General features: G+C 43.3%; 21 protein-coding genes and 1 pseudogene. 16 read left to right on the forward strand and 6 right to left on the reverse strand.

Annotation, left to right across the window (positions count from 1 at the left end; all coding sequences use genetic code 11):
• Nucleotides 1-23: 23 nt before the first annotated feature.
• From GCU48_RS16180 to GCU48_RS28885, 3 genes and pseudogenes are all read right to left on the reverse strand, one after another.
• Nucleotides 24-260: an NHLP leader peptide family RiPP precursor gene (locus tag GCU48_RS16180; RefSeq protein ID WP_152380686.1), complete on the reverse strand. Its 237-nt coding sequence runs from the start codon at nt 258-260 to the stop codon at nt 24-26.
• Nucleotides 261-335: 75 nt separating this feature from the next.
• Nucleotides 336-1271, reverse strand: a complete 936-nt coding sequence (locus GCU48_RS16185; protein WP_152380687.1) for a hypothetical protein — start codon at nt 1269-1271, stop codon at nt 336-338.
• Nucleotides 1272-1413: 142 nt separating this feature from the next.
• Nucleotides 1414-2359, reverse strand: a pseudogene (locus GCU48_RS28885) (glycoside hydrolase family 11 protein).
• Between the two features lie 328 nt (nt 2360-2687).
• On the opposite strand from GCU48_RS28885, the gene GCU48_RS16200 reads away from it, so the two are divergent.
• Nucleotides 2688-3200, forward strand: a complete 513-nt coding sequence (locus tag GCU48_RS16200) for a hypothetical protein (protein WP_152380688.1) — start codon at nt 2688-2690, stop codon at nt 3198-3200.
• Between the two features lie 663 nt (nt 3201-3863).
• Here the strand turns inward: GCU48_RS16200 and GCU48_RS16205 are convergent.
• Nucleotides 3864-5090: an acyltransferase gene (locus tag GCU48_RS16205; protein WP_152380689.1), complete on the reverse strand. Its 1227-nt coding sequence runs from the start codon at nt 5088-5090 to the stop codon at nt 3864-3866.
• Nucleotides 5091-5303: 213 nt separating this feature from the next.
• Here GCU48_RS16205 and GCU48_RS16210 point away from each other — a divergent pair, with 213 nt between their 5' ends.
• The 7 genes from GCU48_RS16210 (at nt 5304) to GCU48_RS16240 (ending at nt 16218) form a co-directional block, all read left to right on the forward strand.
• Complete coding sequence (locus GCU48_RS16210) at nt 5304-6311, forward strand: substrate-binding domain-containing protein (RefSeq protein WP_152380690.1); 1008 nt, start codon at nt 5304-5306, stop codon at nt 6309-6311.
• The gene (locus GCU48_RS16215) at nt 6292-8370 is read left to right on the forward strand and encodes a cache domain-containing sensor histidine kinase (RefSeq protein ID WP_370881037.1); all 2079 of its coding nucleotides are present in this window, start codon (nt 6292-6294) and stop codon (nt 8368-8370) included. The genes GCU48_RS16210 and GCU48_RS16215 overlap by 20 nt, the downstream gene beginning before the upstream one ends.
• Nucleotides 8345-9601 (forward strand): response regulator, encoded by a 1257-nt coding sequence (locus GCU48_RS16220; RefSeq protein ID WP_244315729.1) that lies wholly within the window; start codon nt 8345-8347, stop codon nt 9599-9601. Before GCU48_RS16215 ends, GCU48_RS16220 begins: the two co-directional genes overlap by 26 nt.
• Nucleotides 9602-9697: 96 nt before the next feature.
• Nucleotides 9698-10990, forward strand: coding sequence for a hydroxylamine reductase (gene hcp, locus GCU48_RS16225; protein ID WP_025716246.1), 1293 nt, complete (start codon nt 9698-9700; stop codon nt 10988-10990).
• A gap of 217 nt (nt 10991-11207) precedes the next feature.
• Entirely contained in the window at nt 11208-13319 is a 2112-nt protein-coding gene (locus GCU48_RS16230; protein WP_152380692.1) for an ATP-binding protein, read from the forward strand.
• Between the two features lie 2 nt (nt 13320-13321).
• Complete coding sequence (locus tag GCU48_RS16235) at nt 13322-14836, forward strand: hypothetical protein (RefSeq protein ID WP_152380693.1); 1515 nt, start codon at nt 13322-13324, stop codon at nt 14834-14836.
• 119 nt (nt 14837-14955) lie between these two features.
• Complete coding sequence (locus tag GCU48_RS16240; RefSeq protein WP_152380694.1) at nt 14956-16218, forward strand: DNA cytosine methyltransferase; 1263 nt, start codon at nt 14956-14958, stop codon at nt 16216-16218.
• A gap of 43 nt (nt 16219-16261) precedes the next feature.
• Here GCU48_RS16240 and GCU48_RS16245 read toward each other — a convergent pair whose 3' ends face one another.
• A complete protein-coding gene (locus GCU48_RS16245; RefSeq protein WP_152380695.1) occupies nt 16262-17383 on the reverse strand; it encodes an IS4 family transposase in 1122 nt (373 codons plus the stop codon).
• A gap of 225 nt (nt 17384-17608) precedes the next feature.
• Between GCU48_RS16245 and GCU48_RS16250 the strand changes: the two genes are divergently transcribed.
• The 5 genes from GCU48_RS16250 to GCU48_RS29280 all read left to right on the forward strand — a co-directional run bounded on the left by GCU48_RS16250 (nt 17609) and on the right by GCU48_RS29280 (nt 18792).
• Nucleotides 17609-17914, forward strand: a complete 306-nt coding sequence (locus tag GCU48_RS16250; protein ID WP_152380696.1) for a transposase — start codon at nt 17609-17611, stop codon at nt 17912-17914.
• The gene (locus GCU48_RS16255; RefSeq protein WP_167518710.1) at nt 17911-18219 is read left to right on the forward strand and encodes an IS3 family transposase; all 309 of its coding nucleotides are present in this window, start codon (nt 17911-17913) and stop codon (nt 18217-18219) included. Before GCU48_RS16250 ends, GCU48_RS16255 begins: the two co-directional genes overlap by 4 nt.
• A 69-nt stretch (nt 18220-18288) precedes the next feature.
• Nucleotides 18289-18492 carry a DDE-type integrase/transposase/recombinase gene (locus GCU48_RS16260; RefSeq protein ID WP_167518711.1) on the forward strand — a complete coding sequence of 68 codons (204 nt, stop codon included), beginning with the start codon at nt 18289-18291 and terminating at the stop codon, nt 18490-18492.
• A gap of 125 nt (nt 18493-18617) precedes the next feature.
• Nucleotides 18618-18746 carry an IS3 family transposase gene (locus tag GCU48_RS29275; protein ID WP_425280872.1) on the forward strand — a complete coding sequence of 43 codons (129 nt, stop codon included), beginning with the start codon at nt 18618-18620 and terminating at the stop codon, nt 18744-18746.
• Entirely contained in the window at nt 18736-18792 is a 57-nt protein-coding gene (locus tag GCU48_RS29280; protein ID WP_425280873.1) for a hypothetical protein, read from the forward strand. Before GCU48_RS29275 ends, GCU48_RS29280 begins: the two co-directional genes overlap by 11 nt.
• 146 nt (nt 18793-18938) lie before the next feature.
• On the opposite strand, the gene GCU48_RS16275 is transcribed toward GCU48_RS29280, so the two are convergent.
• Entirely contained in the window at nt 18939-19286 is a 348-nt protein-coding gene (locus GCU48_RS16275; RefSeq protein ID WP_152380700.1) for a helix-turn-helix domain-containing protein, read from the reverse strand.
• Nucleotides 19287-19819: 533 nt separating this feature from the next.
• Here GCU48_RS16275 and GCU48_RS28100 point away from each other — a divergent pair.
• The 3 genes from GCU48_RS28100 to GCU48_RS16290 all read left to right on the forward strand — a co-directional run bounded on the left by GCU48_RS28100 (nt 19820) and on the right by GCU48_RS16290 (nt 21366).
• Nucleotides 19820-20113 (forward strand): hypothetical protein, encoded by a 294-nt coding sequence (locus tag GCU48_RS28100; protein ID WP_244315731.1) that lies wholly within the window; start codon nt 19820-19822, stop codon nt 20111-20113.
• Between the two features lie 106 nt (nt 20114-20219).
• The gene (locus GCU48_RS16285) at nt 20220-20549 is read left to right on the forward strand and encodes a nucleoside triphosphate pyrophosphohydrolase (RefSeq protein ID WP_152380701.1); all 330 of its coding nucleotides are present in this window, start codon (nt 20220-20222) and stop codon (nt 20547-20549) included.
• Complete coding sequence (locus GCU48_RS16290) at nt 20536-21366, forward strand: AraC family transcriptional regulator (RefSeq protein ID WP_152382184.1); 831 nt, start codon at nt 20536-20538, stop codon at nt 21364-21366. The genes GCU48_RS16285 and GCU48_RS16290 overlap by 14 nt, the downstream gene beginning before the upstream one ends.
• Nucleotides 21367-21380: the final 14 nt, after the last annotated feature.

Consider the following 21380-nt stretch of genomic DNA (forward strand, 5'->3'; position numbering starts at 1 on the left):
ACGAGTATGTTACGAAAACCAAATTACCACATCGAGCGAGGTTTCCGGGATGAAGCAAGTACGCCGGAAGGGTCTGGAGGGATGACCAGATAAAACTGATCAGGTGTTTCCTCTAACGTTTTGACTTGGATATGATCGGGGATCACGACCCCTAACACATCACGGATTGCAGATTTGGGATCTGTCATTAGTTTTTCTCTAAAACTGGCATCCTCCCAAGCTTTTTGAATGACTTGTGTTTGAAGAACTTCAGTAGCCATCAAAAATCACCCTCTCATTCAATTGGTTATATTTACCCAGTCAGTATACCACGAAAGGCTCATCAAAATCTAGAATTATTTCATATTTCTGGAGAGCCAAAAATCGAGTCCGCCTCTTCTCAAATGCGAGCGTCCGCTTTCAATTTCTACGGCTTCTTCGGCCAGTTCTTCCGCGATGGAACGTGCAAACATACGCAGGCCGGGGATGGGAGGCTCCATAGATTCCAACTGCTGGACTGCCTGATCAGCAATTCCTGCATAACTGGTAAGCATGCCACGTACATATATCGCTTCCTGAATCATTTCTGGATTCAATCCGTCACGATAAGCCTTCTTTTGCTCGGCACTGATATGGGACAATAGGCAATTGTAGCTATTTTCGTCCCAGTCTTCCGACCAATCAGCCCAATCATCCGACATTTGGAGCACAAGCAGTGCCGTATCCGTCATAGCTGTAATGGTCTGGACTAGGTCGCCACGGCCTGCCAGCAGTAAAGCGCCTGTTCCGGCCATTTTTAACGGACTTGCTTTCAGCGCCACCCGATGTCGATTCCCTTGAAAATGGTCCTCTGTTCCCTCGGATGTCACACCAACGGCCCATTCTCCGACATAGGTTTGGGCATGTGACCAAAAAGGAGAGGACGCGGGAAAAAGGTCCCGATAAATGCTTAGACATTCGGTATAAAATAGCTGGCTTAAGGCGAGTTGCGATTTACAGTTGTCTGCTGCTGTGTCCATCACGTCATCCTGAATTAAATAGTGAGCCATGACAAACACGTTGCCAAGTGAGAGCTTTCGGCATATTTCGGGAGACAGTCCGGTGATTTCTTGCAGCCAAAAGGGAAGCAAGTAGCATATGTAGTTCCGTGTGCTGTCTTCACGCAATGGATTAAAACGAGCCAGATAGTCAAGACCCTGATGCTGAAACGGAGCAGGAAACGCAGCTGTTCGCTCCTCCGCTTGGCGAAACACGTCCTCTAATTCCTGTTTGTACGCAAAATACCATTCCATCGCTATCACCTGCATCTCTTATGAATATATTTATAGCGATTTCTAGTTGTTAACTGCCATTGTATAACAGATTGCAATTTTCAAGATGTTGTTATTTTTACAATAAGGAGTATGCAAAAAATATATAAAGTGCTTCGGGATTTTAGTTGATCTCCAAATAATCAATGTAAGCATCCCATGTCCCGTTATCGGCTGTTACAACGAGCTCAATCTCTTGATTTCCGGTTCCATGGCTGACATTGTTTAGAGTATAGACCGCAGGACTGCTTCCGCCGAAGTAGAAGGTGCCCTTCGTCACTCCGCCGATTTTTAAGTCGACTCTGGCCATGTTGGAGTTATTTGAAGCACCACGGAGTGAAAAACTATGGGTACCGCTGGAGAAATTCTGCGTATATTTCACCGAATCATTGTTGGCGTATAAAGCGACTCCGTTGAACGACGAACTGATATTCCCGGTGTACTGACCATCTTTGGTCATACTCTCGGCTTCCACTTTCGTACCTGTGCTTGGAGGAGGAGTAGTTCCGCCGCCGGAGTTGCCGCCGATCGTAATTGTATTACAGTCACAGTAGCAGTTCCACTGCTTTGATATCCCTCTACCGTAAGCGAAACTTCATACATCTTACCTATTTCCACCCCCCCAGGTTTTACCACCCTTTGAAGTGTTCGCCAACAGATATGGTTCCGCTCGTGCGCTTTGACGTCCGGACACTCCAATACTGCTTAAAAGTTGTATTGCCTTTAATGGAAGGTTGGTTGACTCGAATGGTCTCATAGATGTCATATGTCCCCCCGTCAACGGCAATGGTGCCCTTTGACGTTGCTCCCGGCGGACGACAGCTGCCCCAGCTATCGACGATGTAATATTCTACGAGCGAGTCAACCGTCCACCCATAGACACATAAATACGAATTGCCGTTTGGTTGGTAGTCGGCACTGAACGTGCCACCACTATCGAGAGTCATACTTGTGGTCCCGGAATCCTTCCATAACTCATAGTAGTAGCCGTCTTGGATACCACTTTGATTTGAGGTGATCGTTGTTGCCGCCTGTGCAGTTACCGCTGGCAATGTAAGCAAGAAACAAATTTATGATGCTTTGCAGCCCGTAGCAAACCAAAATGCATCATTTACTTCCATAAATTCAATTGTAAGCTGTTACTAAAATATTTTATCATAGCTTCCTTAATATTTAACCTGCAAAAATTTAAGTTCTACTGTAAAAAGTTTAGTTATTTAATTCCTGCTCACTCTCCATGACAAGGAGCCAGAGTAGATTGAAGAAATGTAATCATGATAGAAATTTGCATGAGATCGTTTTTTACCGTTTTATGGTTACTTAACAGGCGTGAAAACGAATAAAAATAGCGGAAAGAGAAAATATTAGATGAAAAAGAATGAAAGAAGGGTATGCAACATGAAAAAACAATGGAAATTGATCGCTGCTACTCTGTATGGAGGAGTGATGATGTATGGTAGTGCGGGGACGGCCGGAGCTTCTAGTATAGAAACGGGTCTCCAGATGCAAGCTCTTACTCCCAACAACTTGATTCAAGGTAAGGCTGGTCAAGGGAACACGGAGCCACAGGACTGCCATCGACAAGGGCATGCTCACAAGCATGGGCATGGGAAACGGCCTGGGGGCTGGAATCATCACCTGAACGAAAAAGTAGCCAAGCTTTTGGGCATCACTCCTGCCCAGTTGGAAAATGAGCTGGGACAAGGGAAATCGTTGGCCGATATCGCTAAAAGCAAAGGAATCAAAGAGGAGCAGCTCATTGATAAGCTGAAAAATGAAATGACCGTCGATCTGAAACGACTCGTTAACCGTAAAGGCCCGATTACATTTGACCGTAAGTCCGGGTCTCCACATGAAGCTCAATTGAAACAGGAGTCAGGGACACCTTCAACCTCGGTTCACGAAAACTAGACTAAAAAAGGGATGTCTGGTAGGTTTGAGCTATGGTCAAGCATGTGAGGAAAATTGGCAAAAAAAGGTAGGCGTTTCTGGAGTAATCCGGAAACGCCCTTGTGAGCTGGCCAAGTAAGAAATATAAGAAATTATATGAAAGTACGGATTTTGGCGGCGCGCAAAAATGCTGTATCTACTAATGAAAAGTTGGGATAACCAGTCTCTTGAGATCAACGAGCGACTGGTTATTTAGTTTTGCTGGAATGTGAGTTGAGCGATACCTATAACAGCTTTTAAGCTGGGAAATACGCCCTTGGGATACACCGAGCTATTCAGCATATTCGCCTTGCTTGGCTGTTGGATACTCGCGCATAATTCTTTTTAGCTTCTCAGCCAAATGTTTTGAAGACGACCGATTAACTCCTTTTTCTTTGTGTGTAGGTTTCCCATCCCCCATTCCTTTTATGCAAAACTGTGACTTCTCCCACATAACGTTTATGATTATTGTATAAAATGACTTATTTTAAAATAAAACACATGTTCATGTCATAAAATGTTAATAAGCCGGGGGATGGCGTGTTAGACCAAGTCAACAAAAAAGCAGAGCTCCATAAGAGAGCCCTGCAAAAGTCTTGATTTTGATTGAATCAGAACTCCGAACTGGAAAACGGCCCTTTTAGATCAGCCAAGCTCCTTCGTGCCTTTGGAAGCACGTTTGGACGAAAGAAACTGGAACCGAGGCGAGCGCCAGTTCAACCGCTGGCGACCTTTGGAGCCGACAATCCAGTTGCCTCCCGGCAGATGGGCAAACAGCCAGCTGATACCCAGAGAAGTACTTGCCACGACAATAAAAGTGATCAGCGTGGCTGTAAAATGATGATCGCCCAGTGAAAGCGGGCGTGTGTAATAGGATATGAAAGACAGCACGAGTGCATGTACCAGATATCCTCCGAAGGAATAACGTCCGATCCAGTTTAGCATGCGGCGAAACGGCTCGGAGCGCTTGTCTTTTTGCAAATGGAGCAGTAGTCCGTACAGCAAAAGCAGCTGCGAGACAATCAGCACAAAGGTGCTTGGTTTAAGATAGGTGGAGATATTAAGATTAATCGTATCGCCTGACTGGATCAGCATGGTGTGACCCATGAGCATGAACAAGCCAATAAAAACAAATACATTCCAAGGTAACGTCTGTTGGGCCAGTCCCCGCCACGTGTCCGTCATATAGGCGCACACTGCGCCCAGCATAAAATAGAAAAAGTACATGACAAAGTTATAGGTCCGGTAATCTAGCAGGGCCTGCCAAAAGGAAGGCAACCGGGTACTCCATGCAGACATGTCATAGTAGGACCACTGTAACAGCAGTGCATAGGCCGCAGCGGCTACCAGCATGACAGCCAAAACAAGCTGCTTGCGTCTTTTCATGCTATAACGACGTAGAAACGCTTGCACCTGCCCGGTCGCTTTTGCAAATAAGGGAAACAAAATATAAAACTGAAAAATCATCACCACAAACCACAAATGATATCCGCTGACAGGTATAATCATTTCCTTTAACATGCCCTTGTAAAAATAAATATTTCCCCACTGCGCAGTCGACCAGTTCTGATTACATAGCCAATAAACGACCGTCCAGCAGAGAAATGGAACATAAATATCTCGAAACCGTCTGCCAATGTAACGGGAATAGCCAATCGGTTTGTTACCATTATAAAAAAGCAGCGCCGCAGACAGGAAAACGAACGTTGGTGTACCGAAGCGTGTCAAATGGTACAGCATTGCGAGCATAACGGAATCTGGCTGCTGAATGTCGCTGCGATAAATATATTCGCCAATGCAATGCTGAAGCACGACAGCGAGGTAGGCAAGACCCCGCAGTTCTGTCCACTCCGCGATACGCGGCTTGCTCATCCATATCACTCCTTTTCCAAAAGAATCGTATAGGGTCAATAACACAATTGTAGGTATTGTAACGCAGGAACATTAGTGCAGGATTAACGTTACCTAAAAGTTGGAAGAGTGGAAGAGTGGAAGTGGTTCCAATTTGAGTATGATTGCGTTTACAATCTAGTTGAAATCACAGAAAATTCACAACTTGAGGAACCGTACGGAAGAGGTGGGCAAATGAAAAAAACGCTGCTGGTATATATGCTGCTGATTGCGGCCTTTGCGCTCTATGTGTTCAGGTATGAACAATCGGGGCCCTTGAAGGGAGCTTGGGAGGAAAAAGGGCTCCGAGGCAATATCGGAGAAACCTATATGATGATTACGTTCAAGTCTGGCTTGGAGTATTGGAAAAGCGGTCTCAAGGGTTTTGAGGATGCCGGCGATGCCTTGGGGGTGACTGTGGAGTATCGAGGAGCTACCGGTTATGATGCTCAGGAACAGACGACTGTCATTGAACAGGCGATTGCCCGTAAGCCAGCAGGGATTGCGATTTCCGCGATTGATCCTCACTCCCTGATCCCGGCGATTAATAAGGTACTGGATGCGGGCATTCCTGTGGTGTTGTTTGATGCAGGAGCACCGGGCAGCCGGGCGTATTCTTTTTTGGGAACGGATAATTATAAGGCGGGCGTAACCGCAGCGGATAAAATGGCAGAGCTGTTGGGACGGGAAGGTGAAGTCGCCGTTCTGACCCTGCCTGGTCAGCAAAACCATGAGGAACGCTCGCGAGGCTTTCGTGATACCATTCAGCGGCAGTATCCTGCCATGAAGGTGGTAGAAGTAGCAGATGGTCACGCAGACGCGCTGGTATCCCGGAATGAGTCGCTTCGATTGATGAAGGCTTATCCGAAACTGGCGGGTATTTTTGTGACCGAGGCGACGGGAGCTACAGGGGTGGGGGAAGCGGTGCTCAGCCAAAAGAACCGCCATCCGCTAAAAATCATTTCTTTTGATACGAACAAGGCGACATTGGATATGATTCGTGGAGGAACAATCTCGGCGACAATTGCGCAGGGAACATGGAATATGGGGTATTGGTCGCTTCAATATCTATTCCATTTGCACCATCATTTGACGATTCCGGCCCCCTCCTCCTCCGGTGATAACGCCCCGCTGCCCGTGCGGGTGGATACAGGCATTTCCGTTGTTACAAGGAAGAATGTAGATGATTATTATGCGAAATGACGATCGACAGAAGAGGAAAAAGCAAAGCTTGATTTCTGAAATATGGAAGCGCATCCACACAGAAATGGGCAAAAGGATGCAGCAGCTGCGATTGCGCAATATGCCTTTACGATATCAGCTGATGCTGTTGTTTCTGTTGTTTGGCATCGTGCCTTCATTGGGATTAGGTCTGCTCGTCAACTGGACGGTAGAACGGATTATTGAGCGGCAGGTGGAAGACCATACGATGCAGTTGATTGGCAAGGTGAACGAGGCGTTAGATACCAAAATGGAAAATCTGCAGAACATGACGTATCTGATTGGTTTTAACCCGGATATTGGGGAGTTTTGGCAAGGCCAGACGCTGGCCGACGACCATGCAGGTCGTGTCGATCATACGAGTGCAGTAAAACCGGAAGAGCAGAGGGGACGGGCGCAGAACTCGGCTACCTTACCCAATCAGGCAGCAAGCTCTGTACAGGCACAGGATACGCTATATGAAATGAAACAATTTCTGCAGGGCTTTACTACCTTATATCCCGAGATTGCCGGGATTCTAATTGTGAACGAGAACGGTGACTATATCAGCAACGAAATGTATGCCCGAAGCAAGCGCAGCCTGACCGAAGAGGATTGGTACCAACAGGCAGCGCAGCATGCCGGTATCTTCACCGTGCTGGGGCAGCCGAGCCACCGTAATGTGACTACTCATGTCCGGTATAAGGACAGTGAAATTGTATCTGTCGTCCGTTCGGTCACGGATTCGGAGACGGGACGCGTGCTGGGCGTGGTTATGATTGATCTCAAGCTGCGGGCTGTGTCGCAGGCTGCCAGAGACGTGACCTTGGGCAAAACAGGGTATTTAATGGTAACAGATGCCGAGGGACGCAGCGTCTATATGCCGGATATGCCGCTGATTGAGCGTATTCCCCCGGAATGGTTCGGGTCAGGTGACAGCGGGATGTTTACCCGTCAAGCCGGAGGTCGGAAGCTGCTGTTCATGTTCCGTGCTTCCGAATTTACAGGCTGGAGAACGGTTGGGGTATTCCCGGCAGGGGAATCGACGCTGGAGGTGCGGCAAATTAAATTCTACGTCGTCTGTTTTGTTTTCATTGTATGTCTGTTTGGCTTAACGGCATCCTTGCGCTTATCGCGTTCTATTGCGCAGCCGATATTCCGGCTGATGTCCTATATGCGGACGGCAGAGACCGGAGATCTTACGGTTCGTCAGTGGAGCGATCGCGGGGATGAGATCGGATTGCTGGGCCGGAGCTTTAACCGGATGCTGGAGCAAATTCGCCGTCTCATGTCGCTCAGCGAGCTTCGGGAACGGCAAAAACGGGATGCCGAGCTGCGTAGTCTTCAAGAGCATATTAAGCCGCATTTTCTATACAATACGCTAGATACGATTCATTGGATGGCCCGAAAAAATGGGGCAGACGACGTATCCGACATGGTCGGGGCGCTGTCAAAATTGTTCCGCCTCGGACTGAGCAAGGGAGATGACTTTATTCCGCTTCGCTCCGAGATGGAGCATATTTCAAGCTATATGCAAATCCAGCGAACCCGGTATCGGGACAGACTTCGCTGGGAATTGATCGTATCCGAGGAGCTTGAGGAGCTGTTTGTGCTAAAGCTAATTCTTCAGCCTGTGGTGAAGAATGCCATTTATCACGGCATCAAGGCCAGACGCGGCCCCGGTACAATTCGTGTGGAAGCGAAAGCTAACGGCGACAAGCTGCTGCTGACGGTTCGTGACGATGGTGCAGGCATGACGGCAGAAAGGCTGCGTGAGCTGCAGAATTTGCTGGAAATGCCGCTGGAGGCGACGGAACAACAGCAGAAGAAAAGCAGATCCAATGTGAACGGCAGAAGCTACGGCATGCTGAATGTACAGGCGCGCATCCGATTATCCTTTGGCGAGGAATATGGAATTGTACTGGAGAGTGAAGTAGGAACAGGGACCTGCGTTACGATCATTCATCCGTTGCTGCGGGATATGGGACAACTGAGGAAGCCTCATGAAAAAGGAGAGGATCAGGATGACAAATTCAATGACTACAGAAACGGAACAACGTAACACGGAAAAACGTTACCGGGTACTTATTGCAGACGATGAGCCGATCATCCGTGAAGGGATACGGGATTGCGTAGACTGGGCGGCTCTCGGCATGGAGGTTGCAGATGAGGCGGAGGACGGTGAAGAAGCGCTGGAGCTGGCGGTTCGGCTTGGCATCGACATTTTGCTGGTCGATATGAATATGCCGATCATGGATGGGATTGAGCTGATTCGGCATCTGCGGGAAGAACGTCCGGATTGCCGCTGCCTGATCATCTCCGGGCATGATGAATTTGCTTATGCACAGGAGGCTGTGCGGCTTGGTGTAGAAGACTATATTTTGAAGCCGGTGGATGCGGAGCAGCTTCATACTGTATTGTCACGGCTCGGTCATCGGCTCGACGAAGATCGCAAGCGTGCCGCTTATGTAGAGCAAGCTGCCGAGCAGATACAGCGAAATATTCCGTTGCTGCGCCAGCGCTTTTGTCTGGAATGGCTGGAAGGGCAGCACACGGGGAAAGACGTCATGGAGCAGCTGGCGTTTTTACGTCTTCCATCCGAGGCGCCTGTTCAGATCGGTGTGGTGCGGTGGCCTGTTATAGAGACACGACAAGCGATTATGCGCGGAAATGATCGCCAGTTGTTTCTTTTTGCCGCAGAAAATATCATTGCCGAGCTGCTGGAGGACCGGCCACGTGTACTGTTTCGCGATGCGAACGGGCTGATTGGTATATGCCTGTGGCGGGAGGCACCCGAGACGATCGGCGCTTCCATAGAGCAGGCGATGGGGCGCTATCTGAATATAGCGGTTCATACGCATGTGGAGCCAAATGCCGGGGGGCTGGAAGGTGCGGTGGACGCGTTCCGGGTGTGCCGTGACTGTGTGTACGGCGAATCGCAGCTATCTCCACTGGTGCGCCGGGCGCGGCAGCTCATTCAGGAAGGGTATGCCGATCGGGAGCTGACGTTGGAGGCTCTGGCCTCGCGTCTACAGGTATCCGCTGTGTACCTCAGTCGTGTGCTCAAAAAGGAGCTTAACGATAGCTTCGTGACCCTCGTCACGCGCGCCCGTATCCGCAAAGCGGTGCAATTGCTGGACTCGACAACGCTGTCCATTTACGATATAGCAGAGCGCACCGGATACGACAGCCAGCACTATTTTAGCACCGCTTTTAAAAAGGCCATGGGTGTTTCCCCGGTGCAGTACCGCAAAGGTGGTGGAATCGGGGTCAGCGTGTCGGATCAGGAGTGACCTGAAAAATGTGTGTGTAATCACACCTTATCATTTGGGGCTCTGTTACGCTAAGCATAACGAATAAGTATCTATCAATATTTGGAGGAAAACGATATGTTTTGTTATCAGTGTGAACAGACGCCAAGTGGTGGGTGTACTGTCGTTGGGGTATGCGGTAAAAATGAAACCATAGCAAGCTTGCAGGATACGATGATTTTTGCATTAAAAGGCATTGCTGCTTATGCGACCCACGCCAGACAGCTAGGCTATAGCGACCCCGAGGTGGATCGTATCACGCACGAAGCGCTATATATGACCTTAACCAATTCTAACTTTAATGTACAAGAGCATTTGGAAATGGCAATGAAGGTCGGAAATGCGGCTGTACGGATCATGGATGTGCTGGATCGTGCGCATACGGATCGTTTTGGCATTCCACAGCCGATTACCGTCAGCCAGAATAAAATCGAAGGTCAATGCATTGTCGTAACCGGACATAATCTGTATGCGCTAGAGGAATTGCTGCGGCAGACTGAAGGAAAGGGTATCAACATCTATACCCACTCGGAAATGCTCCCGGCCCACGGTTATCCTGCGTTGAAGAAATATGCGCATCTCAAAGGCAATATCGGCAAGGCCTGGTACGATCAACGCAGATTGTTCGAGGAGTTCCCGGGTGCGATTCTTGCCACGACGAACTGTGTCATGCCGATCAAAGGCACGTATGCAGACCGCTTCTTCTCTTATGAAGTAGCCGGGCTGGAGGGTGTCGCCAAAATTGTGAATGATGATTTCTCTCCACTGATTGAGCGCGCGTTGGCCCTGCCAGCCGCAGATGTAGAGTCTGAACAGGTGCTTACGACAGGATACCATCATGAGACGGTCATCGGGCTAGCTCCCGAGATTATTCAAGCGGTTAAAGATGGACATATCCGCCGTTTCTTCGTCATTGCAGGCTGTGACGCACCAGGCAAAGGTGGCAATTATTATCGCGAGCTGGCCACATCCTTGCCGAACGATACGGTCATTCTGACCACATCCTGCGGTAAATTCCGCTTTAATGATGTGGATTACGGCACAGTTGGAGATACTGGCATTCCGCGTTATATTGATCTGGGACAATGCAACAATTCCGGTTCCACGGTGAAAATTGCTTTGGCGCTTGCTGATGCTTTTGGCTGTACAGTGAATGAGCTGCCGGTCAGCATCGTGTTGTCCTGGTTTGAGCAAAAGGCGGTGGCGATCCTGCTGGGCTTGTTCAGCCTTGGCATTCAGGACATCCGCATCGGACCCAAACCGCCCGAGTTTATCTCGTCGGGGGTGTTGGATGTACTTGTGGAGATGTTTGGCTTGAAGCTGATTACGACAGCGGAGGAAGATATGAAGGCGATGCTGGCGTTGTCGTAGGAGTGATAGAAAATAGCGATTTGTTTTGGAACTATTCGTCCGTAATTAATTGCTTTGTGAGAGGTCGTGTGATTGCACGGCTTCTTTTTCTTCTTATCTATTATAACTGAATTCCCTAACATAAAATTTGATTTTTTATTGCTTGCTCCTTTGTGGTTCTTATGTAAAAATACAAGTAGGATTTTCCAAAAAAAATATAGAGGATAGGTGCTAGTTAATGAAACAAGCTATTGTCTTTAAACCAAGAGCAAGGCTAATGTCCCAGTTAGGAGAGCAATTGATTAAAGATGAGACTATTGCCGTTCTCGAGCTTATCAAAAATTCTTATGATGCTGATGCTCAGAATGTTCAAATAACAATGAGTCATGTGGAAGATTCGGAATCTGCGATAATCACTATTGAGGATGATGGAGATGGGATGTCTTATGATGTAGTCAAAAACTATTGGATGGAACCTGGTACTGATCATAAAGAAAAAAAATTAAAGGAAATGCTTGAAAAGAACCTACGTAGTAAGTTGAACAGACTTCCTATGGGGGAAAAAGGGATTGGACGTTTTGGTGTACATAAATTAGGTAACAGAATTACATTGATAACTCGATCAGAAAATCATAGTGAGGTTTATCTCAATATAGATTGGTCTATTTTTAATTCAAATCAATATTTATCTGACGTACCTATTGATATTATAGAACGAGACCCTTCTTGTACTTTTTTAAATAATAGCCCTTCTGGAACAAAAATTATTATTGAGAAACTTAAAGTTCCTTGGACAAGAGGTAAGGTCAGAGACTTACAGCGGGCAATTACCTCATTAAATTCGCCTTTTGAAGCCTTGGATTCTTTTCAAGTTGACTTTAAAATTGATAAAGAAGAATGGCTAACAGGGTTAATGAAATATGATGAGATTAAAGACTATGCATTATTTAAAGCAACTATGACTCTGCAAGGCAACAAAATAAAAAATTATAAATATGATTTTTACCCATGGAATTCTTTGGATAAGTTAGAAATGAGAACGAATGCTATTGGGGAAATAGAAATGCGTAGAGAAGTTAAAACAAAAATTAAGGGAACTAGAGAGTTTATACCTATCGATTTGAGTGAATTTCAAATTGGAAGTGTTCAAGTTGAATTATTAAGTTTTGATTTAGACTCAAGTTTACTTAAATTTGGAGATGTATCTGATTCCTCGGGTCTCAAAAGGTATTTAAAATCAAATGGTGGTATATTTGTTTACCGAGATAATGTTAGAATCTATTCTTCTGGTGATGATGACTGGTTAGATTTAAATGCTAAGAGAGTCAACAGTCCTGCTGATAAAATCAGCACCAACTTGGTTTTAGGAAGCATTCAACTAAATCGACACGAAAGCTTCGATTTAAAGGAAAAAACTAATCGGGAAGGGTTTATTGAAGATTCGGCATACATTTGTTTCAGAGATGCGGTTCTTTTTGCTATAGAAAAATTTGAACATGATAGGGCTCAAGATAAGTATCTAATAAGAAAATACTATGGTGCTACTTCGAAATCGGAACCTGTAGTAGCAGAAGTAGCATCTCTTAGAGAAAGAATCGACAAGAAAATTTCGGATAAATCACTTAAAAAGGAATTGTTTGGGTGTTTAGACAATATTGAGCGTGATTACCAACATATAACGGAAGTGTATCAGAAAAGTTCAAGTATAGGAATAAGTATGACAGTGGTTTTACATGAGATAGAGAAAGTAATTTCTGAACTTGAGCACGCTACCAAAGCAGATCAGGCTTCACAACATGTTATGGGGTTAGTAAAGAGATTAAGTAGTTTAACAATGGGATACTCTTCTGTCGTTAAATCTAAAAACATAAAGAATTTCGAGTTTAAAAGGTTAATTAACCAATCCTTATTTTTGGTTGATTTTAGATTATCTGCTCATGAAATTACTGTTGAGAAAAAATATTTGAGTAATCAAGATGAGTTTATTGTCAAAGGGAATGAGAATCTAATTGCAAGCACAATTATTAATATTATAGATAATTCTATCTGGTGGTTAAACTATGCCAATATTTCGAATAAGAAAATCTACTTGGATATCACAAGAGAAATTCCAGGATATAAGAGCATTATCATTGCAGATAATGGTAAAGGGTTTACAATACCTACTGAGATGATAACTAAACCATTTATCACAGACAAAATGGGTGGGATGGGATTAGGCCTTCATCTAGCAAGTGAGATCATGAAGCAACATAAAGGAGATATTTTCTTTCCAGAGTTTGATGATCTGGAAATACCATACGAATATAAACATGGGGCTATAATAGCGTTATCATTTAAGGAGGAATAGTTTTGGAATCACCAGTTATTAATAAAGTAATTATTATAGATGACCAATTTGAAGAAGCTTTGCCCATTATAAAAGCCCTGTCTTCTAATGGAGTTTACTCTGTATATTGGGATGGGCATTATGAAAATCAGCCAATAAAGCCACTTAATGGGGTTCGGCTTGTGATATTAGACATGAGATTCTCAGACGTAACTGATCCTCACTTAATTAATACTAATCTTTTTAATTTATTGAGGAAATCTGTAAGTGTAAGTAATGGACCATATATCTTATGTGTGTGGAGTAAACATGATAATGAATACTTTGAAGCGTTCAAACTTGACCTTAAGGAACAAACCACTGTTCCCCAACCTTATCTGATTACTAATATTGAAAAAAATGATTTTGTAGAAATAACTTATGGAAACAAAGAGATGTATGATCAAATTGCTTCTACGCTTGATGGACAAATCGAAATGCCATTTAAACAAGAATTATTTGAAATCTTGGAACAATATAATCCTATTCAAGTTAAGTATAAGCAGGGTTCAATAGAAAAATTATTTAATCACTTAAATAAAAAATTAGAGGAAATTAATTCTTTATCAACTCTACTGATATGGGAAAATGTAGTATTACAAGCAGCGAATTGTTTAGTTAATGATATCGCTTCGTTATCTGATTCTGGTAATGACTGGGATGATAACATAAAAAATATTATTCAACGTTTAGCTGTTGCTAATGCAGGAAAATCACTAGGTAAAACAGCAAAAGATTATATCACAAATGCATTTGCTTCCTTAAATCATATGTTACCTGACGAATTATGGAATCAATTAGAGAGAGTTACAATAGATGAAAGGAAGTTTCTTTTTCTAAATGATTCTACTATTAAAAAAACAATAGATGAAGATGTTTACTCTATATTTAAAGATAAAAAATTTATTGTGAAAAAGAACAATGTGGATTGTTGCACTTTTAAATCTCCAGAAGAAATAAGGGATTGTTCTGATAAAGATCTTTTTGAATCTTTACATAGTCAATATTTACATGTCTTAGGGCATACGAATCTAAAGTTGCTTTGTGAGAGTGAGCCAAGGTTTGATAGTCAAAAGCCTGGGAAGTTGTACTACGTTGATAATCATGATCTTTTAATAGAAGTAGCCCAGTGTGTCTTTAATGATTCTGATTTCCAATTAGATTCTGAAAGCATATTAAGGTTAGTTAAACTAGATGTTTCCTCAGCTTGTGATTATGCACAAAATAAGCTAAAGAAAACACGTATATTATTTGGAATTTTGGTTGGTAGTAAATATTTTTCTAAAATTCACAAAAATAATTCTATCTACTGCACTCCGGAATTGAAAATAAAAGGGGAGTTAACTAAAGTTGTTTTTAGTCTACATCATATAACTAATGAGTCATCAGATCACTTAAAATTAGCTAATCCGTTTCTAGGATTTAGAGAGCTTCTTTTAACAGATATCAAGCAAAATCTAACAGCTTTTATATCACGAGTAGGTATTATAAATATCTAAAAATAATCCCCATTCTTTATTAATTTTGAAGAGTGGGGTGTTTTCAATTTACAATGTTGCATTAACCTGGTATGATTTTTCTAGAATTTTTATTTGAGCCTAAGCAAGGGAGCAATATTATGAACTTTTTGGATTTATTTGCAGGGGCGGGGGGACTTTCGGAAGGATTTTTAAGGGCTGGTTTTCAACCCATTGCACATATTGAACGAGATGCATATGCTTGTAAGACTTTAGAAACAAGGTCTATTTATTATTATTTAAAAAGAAATAATGCGTTACACTTTTATAGAAATTATCAATCAACTTATAATTCACCTGCAATAGAAAGAGAGCAAAGGAGAACTGAACTTTTAGAAGCTGTTCCGGTAAATCAATTGGAACCAATAATGAATATTGAAATTTCTGAAAATACGCTTCCGTTAATCTTCCAACGAATTGATGAAAGGTTGGTTCATTTACCAGATAATCAGATTGATGTCATTATAGGTGGGCCGCCATGCCAAGCTTATTCATTGGTAGGAAGAGCCAGAGATGAAAATAGCATGGAAGATGATCCTAGAAACTACCTCTATAAACTTTATGTTCGTTTCTTGACCAGATATCAACCAAAAGCATTTGTTTTTGAAAATGTTCCCGGCATATTAACGGCATTCAAAGGAACATTATTCAAAAATCTTCAGGCGTATATGAAGCGAGTAGGATACAATATTGAAGCTAGACAATTAAATGCCAAAGATTTTGGGATACTGCAGAACAGAAAGAGAATTATTATTGTCGGTTGGAGAAAAGATTTGGAATTTAGATATCCTGAAATTCCGGTGCAGGATACAGATCATATTGTTAATGATTTACTAATCGACCTTCCACCTATTTCTTCAGGTATAGCTCATAGAGGAATAGGGTATCGATTGCCTAATAGTCTATTACTAAAAAACATGAAAATTAGAGATGATGATGATATTGTAACTCATCATATTGCTAGATCACATACCCAAAGAGATTTAGATATTTACAAGGTTGTCGTTGAAAAGTGGAACGAAGAAGAAATGCGTATTAAGTATACTGATTTACCAAAAAAACTTATTACTCACCAAAATTTAACTTCATTTCTTGATCGCTTTAAGGTTATTGCAGGTAATGAAAAATATTCTCATACTATCGTTGCACACATTTCAAAAGATGGACATCATTACATTCATCCTGATATTAAGCAAAATAGATCGATTACTGTCCGTGAAGCTGCGAGAATTCAATCTTTTCCTGATAATTATTTTTTTGAAGGTCCTAGAACTGCAAATTTCGTTCAAATAGGAAATGCAGTGCCTCCTCTTATGGCAGAGAAATTAGCGTTTTGGTTCAAAATACAATTAGATGAACTATAATAATAAAAAAGTTCACGCCTGTTGAATAACCAAAATAAGTAACTCAATTCATGAAACAAGAGGTGCACTGAAGAAGAACGCGCTGAATCTGAATCAGCCATTCAACAGGTAAGTTTTGAAGAAGAAATAGACGAGAAAATCGCACAAAGGAAAGAACGGCATGTTGGGGCCATGAAGTCTGAGCAGCAACAAATAGCCAATTGAGCAGGACATAGACGATTAGAGCACAGAATAATTGCCCATAGACCGCATTTTCAGTCGTACCAAACAGCGTTGGGATATTCAAATGTTGCTTGATCCAACGAAAGAAGACTTCAATCTGCCATCGAGCCTTATAGATCTGTGCGATTTGTTCTGCGGTCACCTGCATTAAATCGGTAACCACCCGAATTTCCCGACCTTCAAAATCCCGAAACATCACCACACGATGACGTTGTGTGGAACGACACTGAGGGGTTCCCAACTGGCAAGTGATATCCCGAATGACGGATGAATCTGGCTTCGTAAGGCGGCGTAGCGCATGAGGCTTTTCCAAATGGACGTTGTCGCGAAGCCGAATGACAAACGATTGTCCATGGGTTTTGAAGTGATCCAGACGCTCCAGTTTCCCATAAGCACGGTCCATCACCAAAATGTAGTCCGGTTGAGCCAACGCTTCACTCATGGGGCCATCATGCTTGGAGCCCAGCGTTTCGACCACCTGAAGGGGTTGCCCATTTTCTGCTCGTAAAGCGACATGAAGTTTAATACCTGCACGCTCCCCGTGATAAGGAGCCCAAGGCAAACGCGTTTTTCCCACCGTCATCGTGGTTGAATCGATGAGTAATAATTCTTTTGGGAAAGTCAGTTTCCGACGTGCTTCCCGGTTACATTTGCAAACAAGTAGATGGAAAAGTTCCTTAAATACGGAAAACGGGACTTCGGCGGCTTTGGTTGAAAAGCGTGAGTAGTGGACGACAGGCAAGCCACAGAGAGCCGCATAATCTACGCTGGATCGATAGCTACCCCATTGTTCCAACGCAGCCATGCACCAGTATTGGAGTAAATGGTACACCGTAAACTTGCGGGCTTTGTCTTCATAACCTATTAACTTCACAACCCTTTGAACTTCTTCAGGAGTCAGCATGGATTGAAGGATAGATGTAATCGTGATAGAATTTTTCATGAGATCGTCTTCTTTCGGATTCGTTTGGATGGTACCAACGATTCTACAGAAAAGACGATCTTTTTTCTACCATTTTGTGGTTATTCAACAGGCGTGAAAAAAGTTCTAACTATATCTTAAGGGCGAAGTAGTTAGATTAAAAAAAGCCCCAAAGTGTTATTATCCCTTTTGAGTAGACAGTTAGGAATAAGCCCCTTACTGTATATACTCAGGAGGGATTTTTTCATGGGGAAAATTAAAAAGACATATAGTCAGGAATTCAAGTTGGAAATTGTGAAAATGTACTTGGAAGAGGGAAAAACATCCTATCAACTATCCAAAAATTTGAATCTGGATGCGAAGATGATTCGGCGCTGGGTTCATGCCTTTCGGGAAGAAGGGATTACAGCCCTCAGCGAGCGTAGAGGAGGCAAAACCGGTGCAGGAAAAGGACGTCCCCGGACGAAAGAATTGAGTCTGGAGGAGGAAGTCGCAAGACTTCGAATGGAGAATGCATTCTTAAAAAAGCTGCGGGAATTCCAAAGGAGGTGAGCAACCATCAAACCTATGTCGCTGTATATCAAACGATTCAATGCCTATCCCAAGAATACCCGATCCAGCATTTATGCAGATTGGCTCACGTGTCTCGAAGTGGTTACTATAAATGGTTGCGTCGTTCTCCGGAAAAATCAAGGAAGCAACAAGAAGACGAACAGATCTTGGATTGGTTGAAGGAGGGCTACCACGCCGTGAAAGGGATCTATGGTTATCCACGAATGACGGCTTGGCTTCGTCGTCAGTACGCCTGCAAGGTGAATCACAAGCGGGTCTACCGACTGTTGAAGCAAGCGGGTTAACAATCCCGGATACGCAGAAAGAAACGCTTCTTTAAACCTGTCTGTGAAGGGAATAAGGCGGAGAATACGTTGAACCGGAAGTTTACGGCAGAGCGTCCCAATCAGAAGTGGGTGACCGATATCACTTATCTTCCTTATCGAGGGACATTCCTGTACCTCTCAGCGATTAAAGATCTGTACAGTAAGGAGATTGTAGCGTACCAAATCAGTCATCGTAACGATCTGGATCTCGTCTTGAATACCCTGGACCAAGCCATAAAAAAGAGGGGGTAACCGGTACCTTGATTCATAGTGATCAAGGATTCCAGTATACCTCCCACAAATACAAAAACGTACTTCAAGAATACAGGATGATTCGTAGCATGTCCAGACGGGGCAATTGTCTGGACAATGCTTGTATGGAAAATTTCTTTGGGCATCTCAAAGCCGAATGCCTGAACATTCAAAAATTCGGGTCTGTAGAAGACCTTACTCAAGCGATTCATTCCCTACATTCGTTTTTACAACCAGGAACGCATCCAGCTTAACTTGAACAACAAGAGCCCGATTGAATACCGGACTCAAGCTGCTTAATTTAAGAGCATTTTCTTTACTGTCTATTTGACAGGGGTAAGTTCAATAGTGGGGGCTTTTTTTATCCACAATTATCAACTATCTTAAGGTGTCATGAAAAGATAGTATCAAAGATACGCCCTTTTTATCTTACTTCCCTTTAGTATTCATCGTTCATCGAATCTTATAAATATGTCCGTAAGAACTTTTAAGGCCATTTCCGTATCTTTGGCTTCGCGCGTTCTCAGCAGGGACAAAATATGTTTGATACTCAAATCTTCTTCGGTAAGCTCATCATTTTCCTTCACATATGTAAGTAATTGATTGACGCTCACGTTCAATGCCTTAGCTATTTTCTCCAAATTTTTCAAGGATATATTTCTCTCCGCACGCTCGACAAAACCGATATAACTCGAATTGAAGCCTGCTTTTTCGGCTAAAGCTTCCTGAGAAAGCCCTTTGGATTTCCGAATATCGCGAATGCGTGTACCGACTAATTCCAGAAGTTCAGACATGGTTACACCTCTCTTTAGTAAGGATTTTACAAAATTCGATTCCAGTCGCTCCAAAGCGCAATATATTGACGAACTAGACTACTTCGATCTTAGATATTGTTTATTGAAGCATTGGATTTTTGCAAAACCCTCTAGTTAGAAGTGTAGAGAAAGTATTACATGTAATTAATGACTTGTAGTAAGTAAATTGATTTTAAAACTACTATGTAGTAATATTTGTTATGAATATTTACCGATAGATAGAAAATTATACATTTTTATGGTTTAGAATTGTAGTACGTACTCATATTGTTTGTGAATATTTCATTCAGGAGTTGGTTCCCCATGAAAAATTACTCCTTATGCTCACGCTTACACAGTGATTCAGATTACACATTCCACACCTATAGCGAATCCAACGTACTGAATTGCGTGTTGGATTTTCAAAAGCTTGCCCAATATCAGATGAAGCTTGCCCAGCTCATGGCAACCATATGCAGCTTTATAACTGCCTCATTCTTTGTGATCGAGCGATGTTTTCTATGGGGAAGGCTATGTATGTTCATCGAAATCAAATCATTCCTTTATCCATTAGCTTATCCATGAATGATTTGCTTAGATTGATTCGCACGGATGCTGAGCCGTGTTTAGATATGGTGCTGTTTATGGGTACCGTGCATTATCTCGTTTCCGGAGAGGATGAGGCATCCAGGGAGACGATGAAGCCGGAGGAAGTAGACTTGCTGCTTAATAAAACAGACCATATTTTAAAGCGTCTATCACGAAGAATGGTAGCTCGTCCAACCGAGCAGTATCTATCTATTTTTAAAGAAAAACCACTCAATTAAATCGTTGTTGATTATTGCTGCTCCTATCTCCTCCAGTGATATAATGGCGAGAAGGGAGATATCGGCCACGGCTTAAAAGCTCCACAGCAGAAAGGGTGCATTTCATATGCGTACATATAACAAGCTGGTGCGTGATAAGATTCCTCACCTGATTACAGCTCAGGGCAAGGAATGCAGCACGCGCATTTTGGACCCAGCGGAATATAAACAGGCGCTTCGAACAAAGCTTCGTGAAGAAGCGGAGGAATATTTTGAAACGGAAAAGGATCAGGATGCGCTGGAAGAATTAGCGGATCTGCTGGAAGTCATCCAGGCGCTGGCAGAAGTACATGGAGCGAATGCGGTAAAACTGGACAAGCTAAGAGCAGACAAAGCCGAGGCACGAGGTGGCTTTCAGGAGCGGGTGTTTTTAATTGACGTCGATGAATATCAATAAGCTTTTCTTTCACATTCACTACTGCAATAGCAGTAAATTCAAAGAAACTGGAAGATACCCGAGAAAGTTCACGAGAACCCTCTCGCATCATGAGTTCGTCCTTGTTACCGAAGGGGCGGGTAATATCGTCATCGGGGGGAAAACCTATCCGCTCAAACAAGGAATGCTGTTCTACATTAGCCCGGGTGTAATGCATTCTTTGGACCCGGATACGAAGGATCCTCCCTGTTTCCTAACCGTACATTTTAGCTATGCGCAAGTGAATTTCAATGATGGCCAATGGGACATTACAGACGAGCCTCGAATGCTTCCCCTGCATGCTGCCCAAGAATTAAAGGATGCTTATTCTGTCCAGGATCTTTTTCATAAATTAGTGGACTGCTGGGATGGAAAGCTTCCAGGGTACGAACTCATGAGCAGAACCTTGCTTCAGCAATTAGGGATTGCCATTTTTCAAAGCGTAAGAAAGCAACAGTGGAGTGGCTCCAATTCTCGAAAAATGGAAAAAATCATCCAATATATGCATCAGCATGTAAGCAGTAAGATTACCTTAACCGAATTGTCGGAGATGGTACAATTATCACCTACTTATCTGTCCCGGACTTTTAAGGATACGACAGGGTATGCTGTCATTGAATTTTTTAATAAGATTAAAATAGATAAAGCCAAAGAACTGCTGATTGAAGGAGATAAAAAAGTAAAGGAAGTGGCACAGGCGCTTGGATTTACGGATGAATTTTATTTCAGCAGATTATTTAAAAGAATGGAAGGGATAAGCCCGTCAGAATATTACAGCAAAAATGTCCATGGAGTTTAATATTGTGCATGGTA

Source organism: Paenibacillus brasilensis (genome assembly GCF_009363115.1).
In the GTDB taxonomy this organism is placed as follows: Bacteria; Bacillota; Bacilli; order Paenibacillales; family Paenibacillaceae; genus Paenibacillus; species Paenibacillus brasilensis.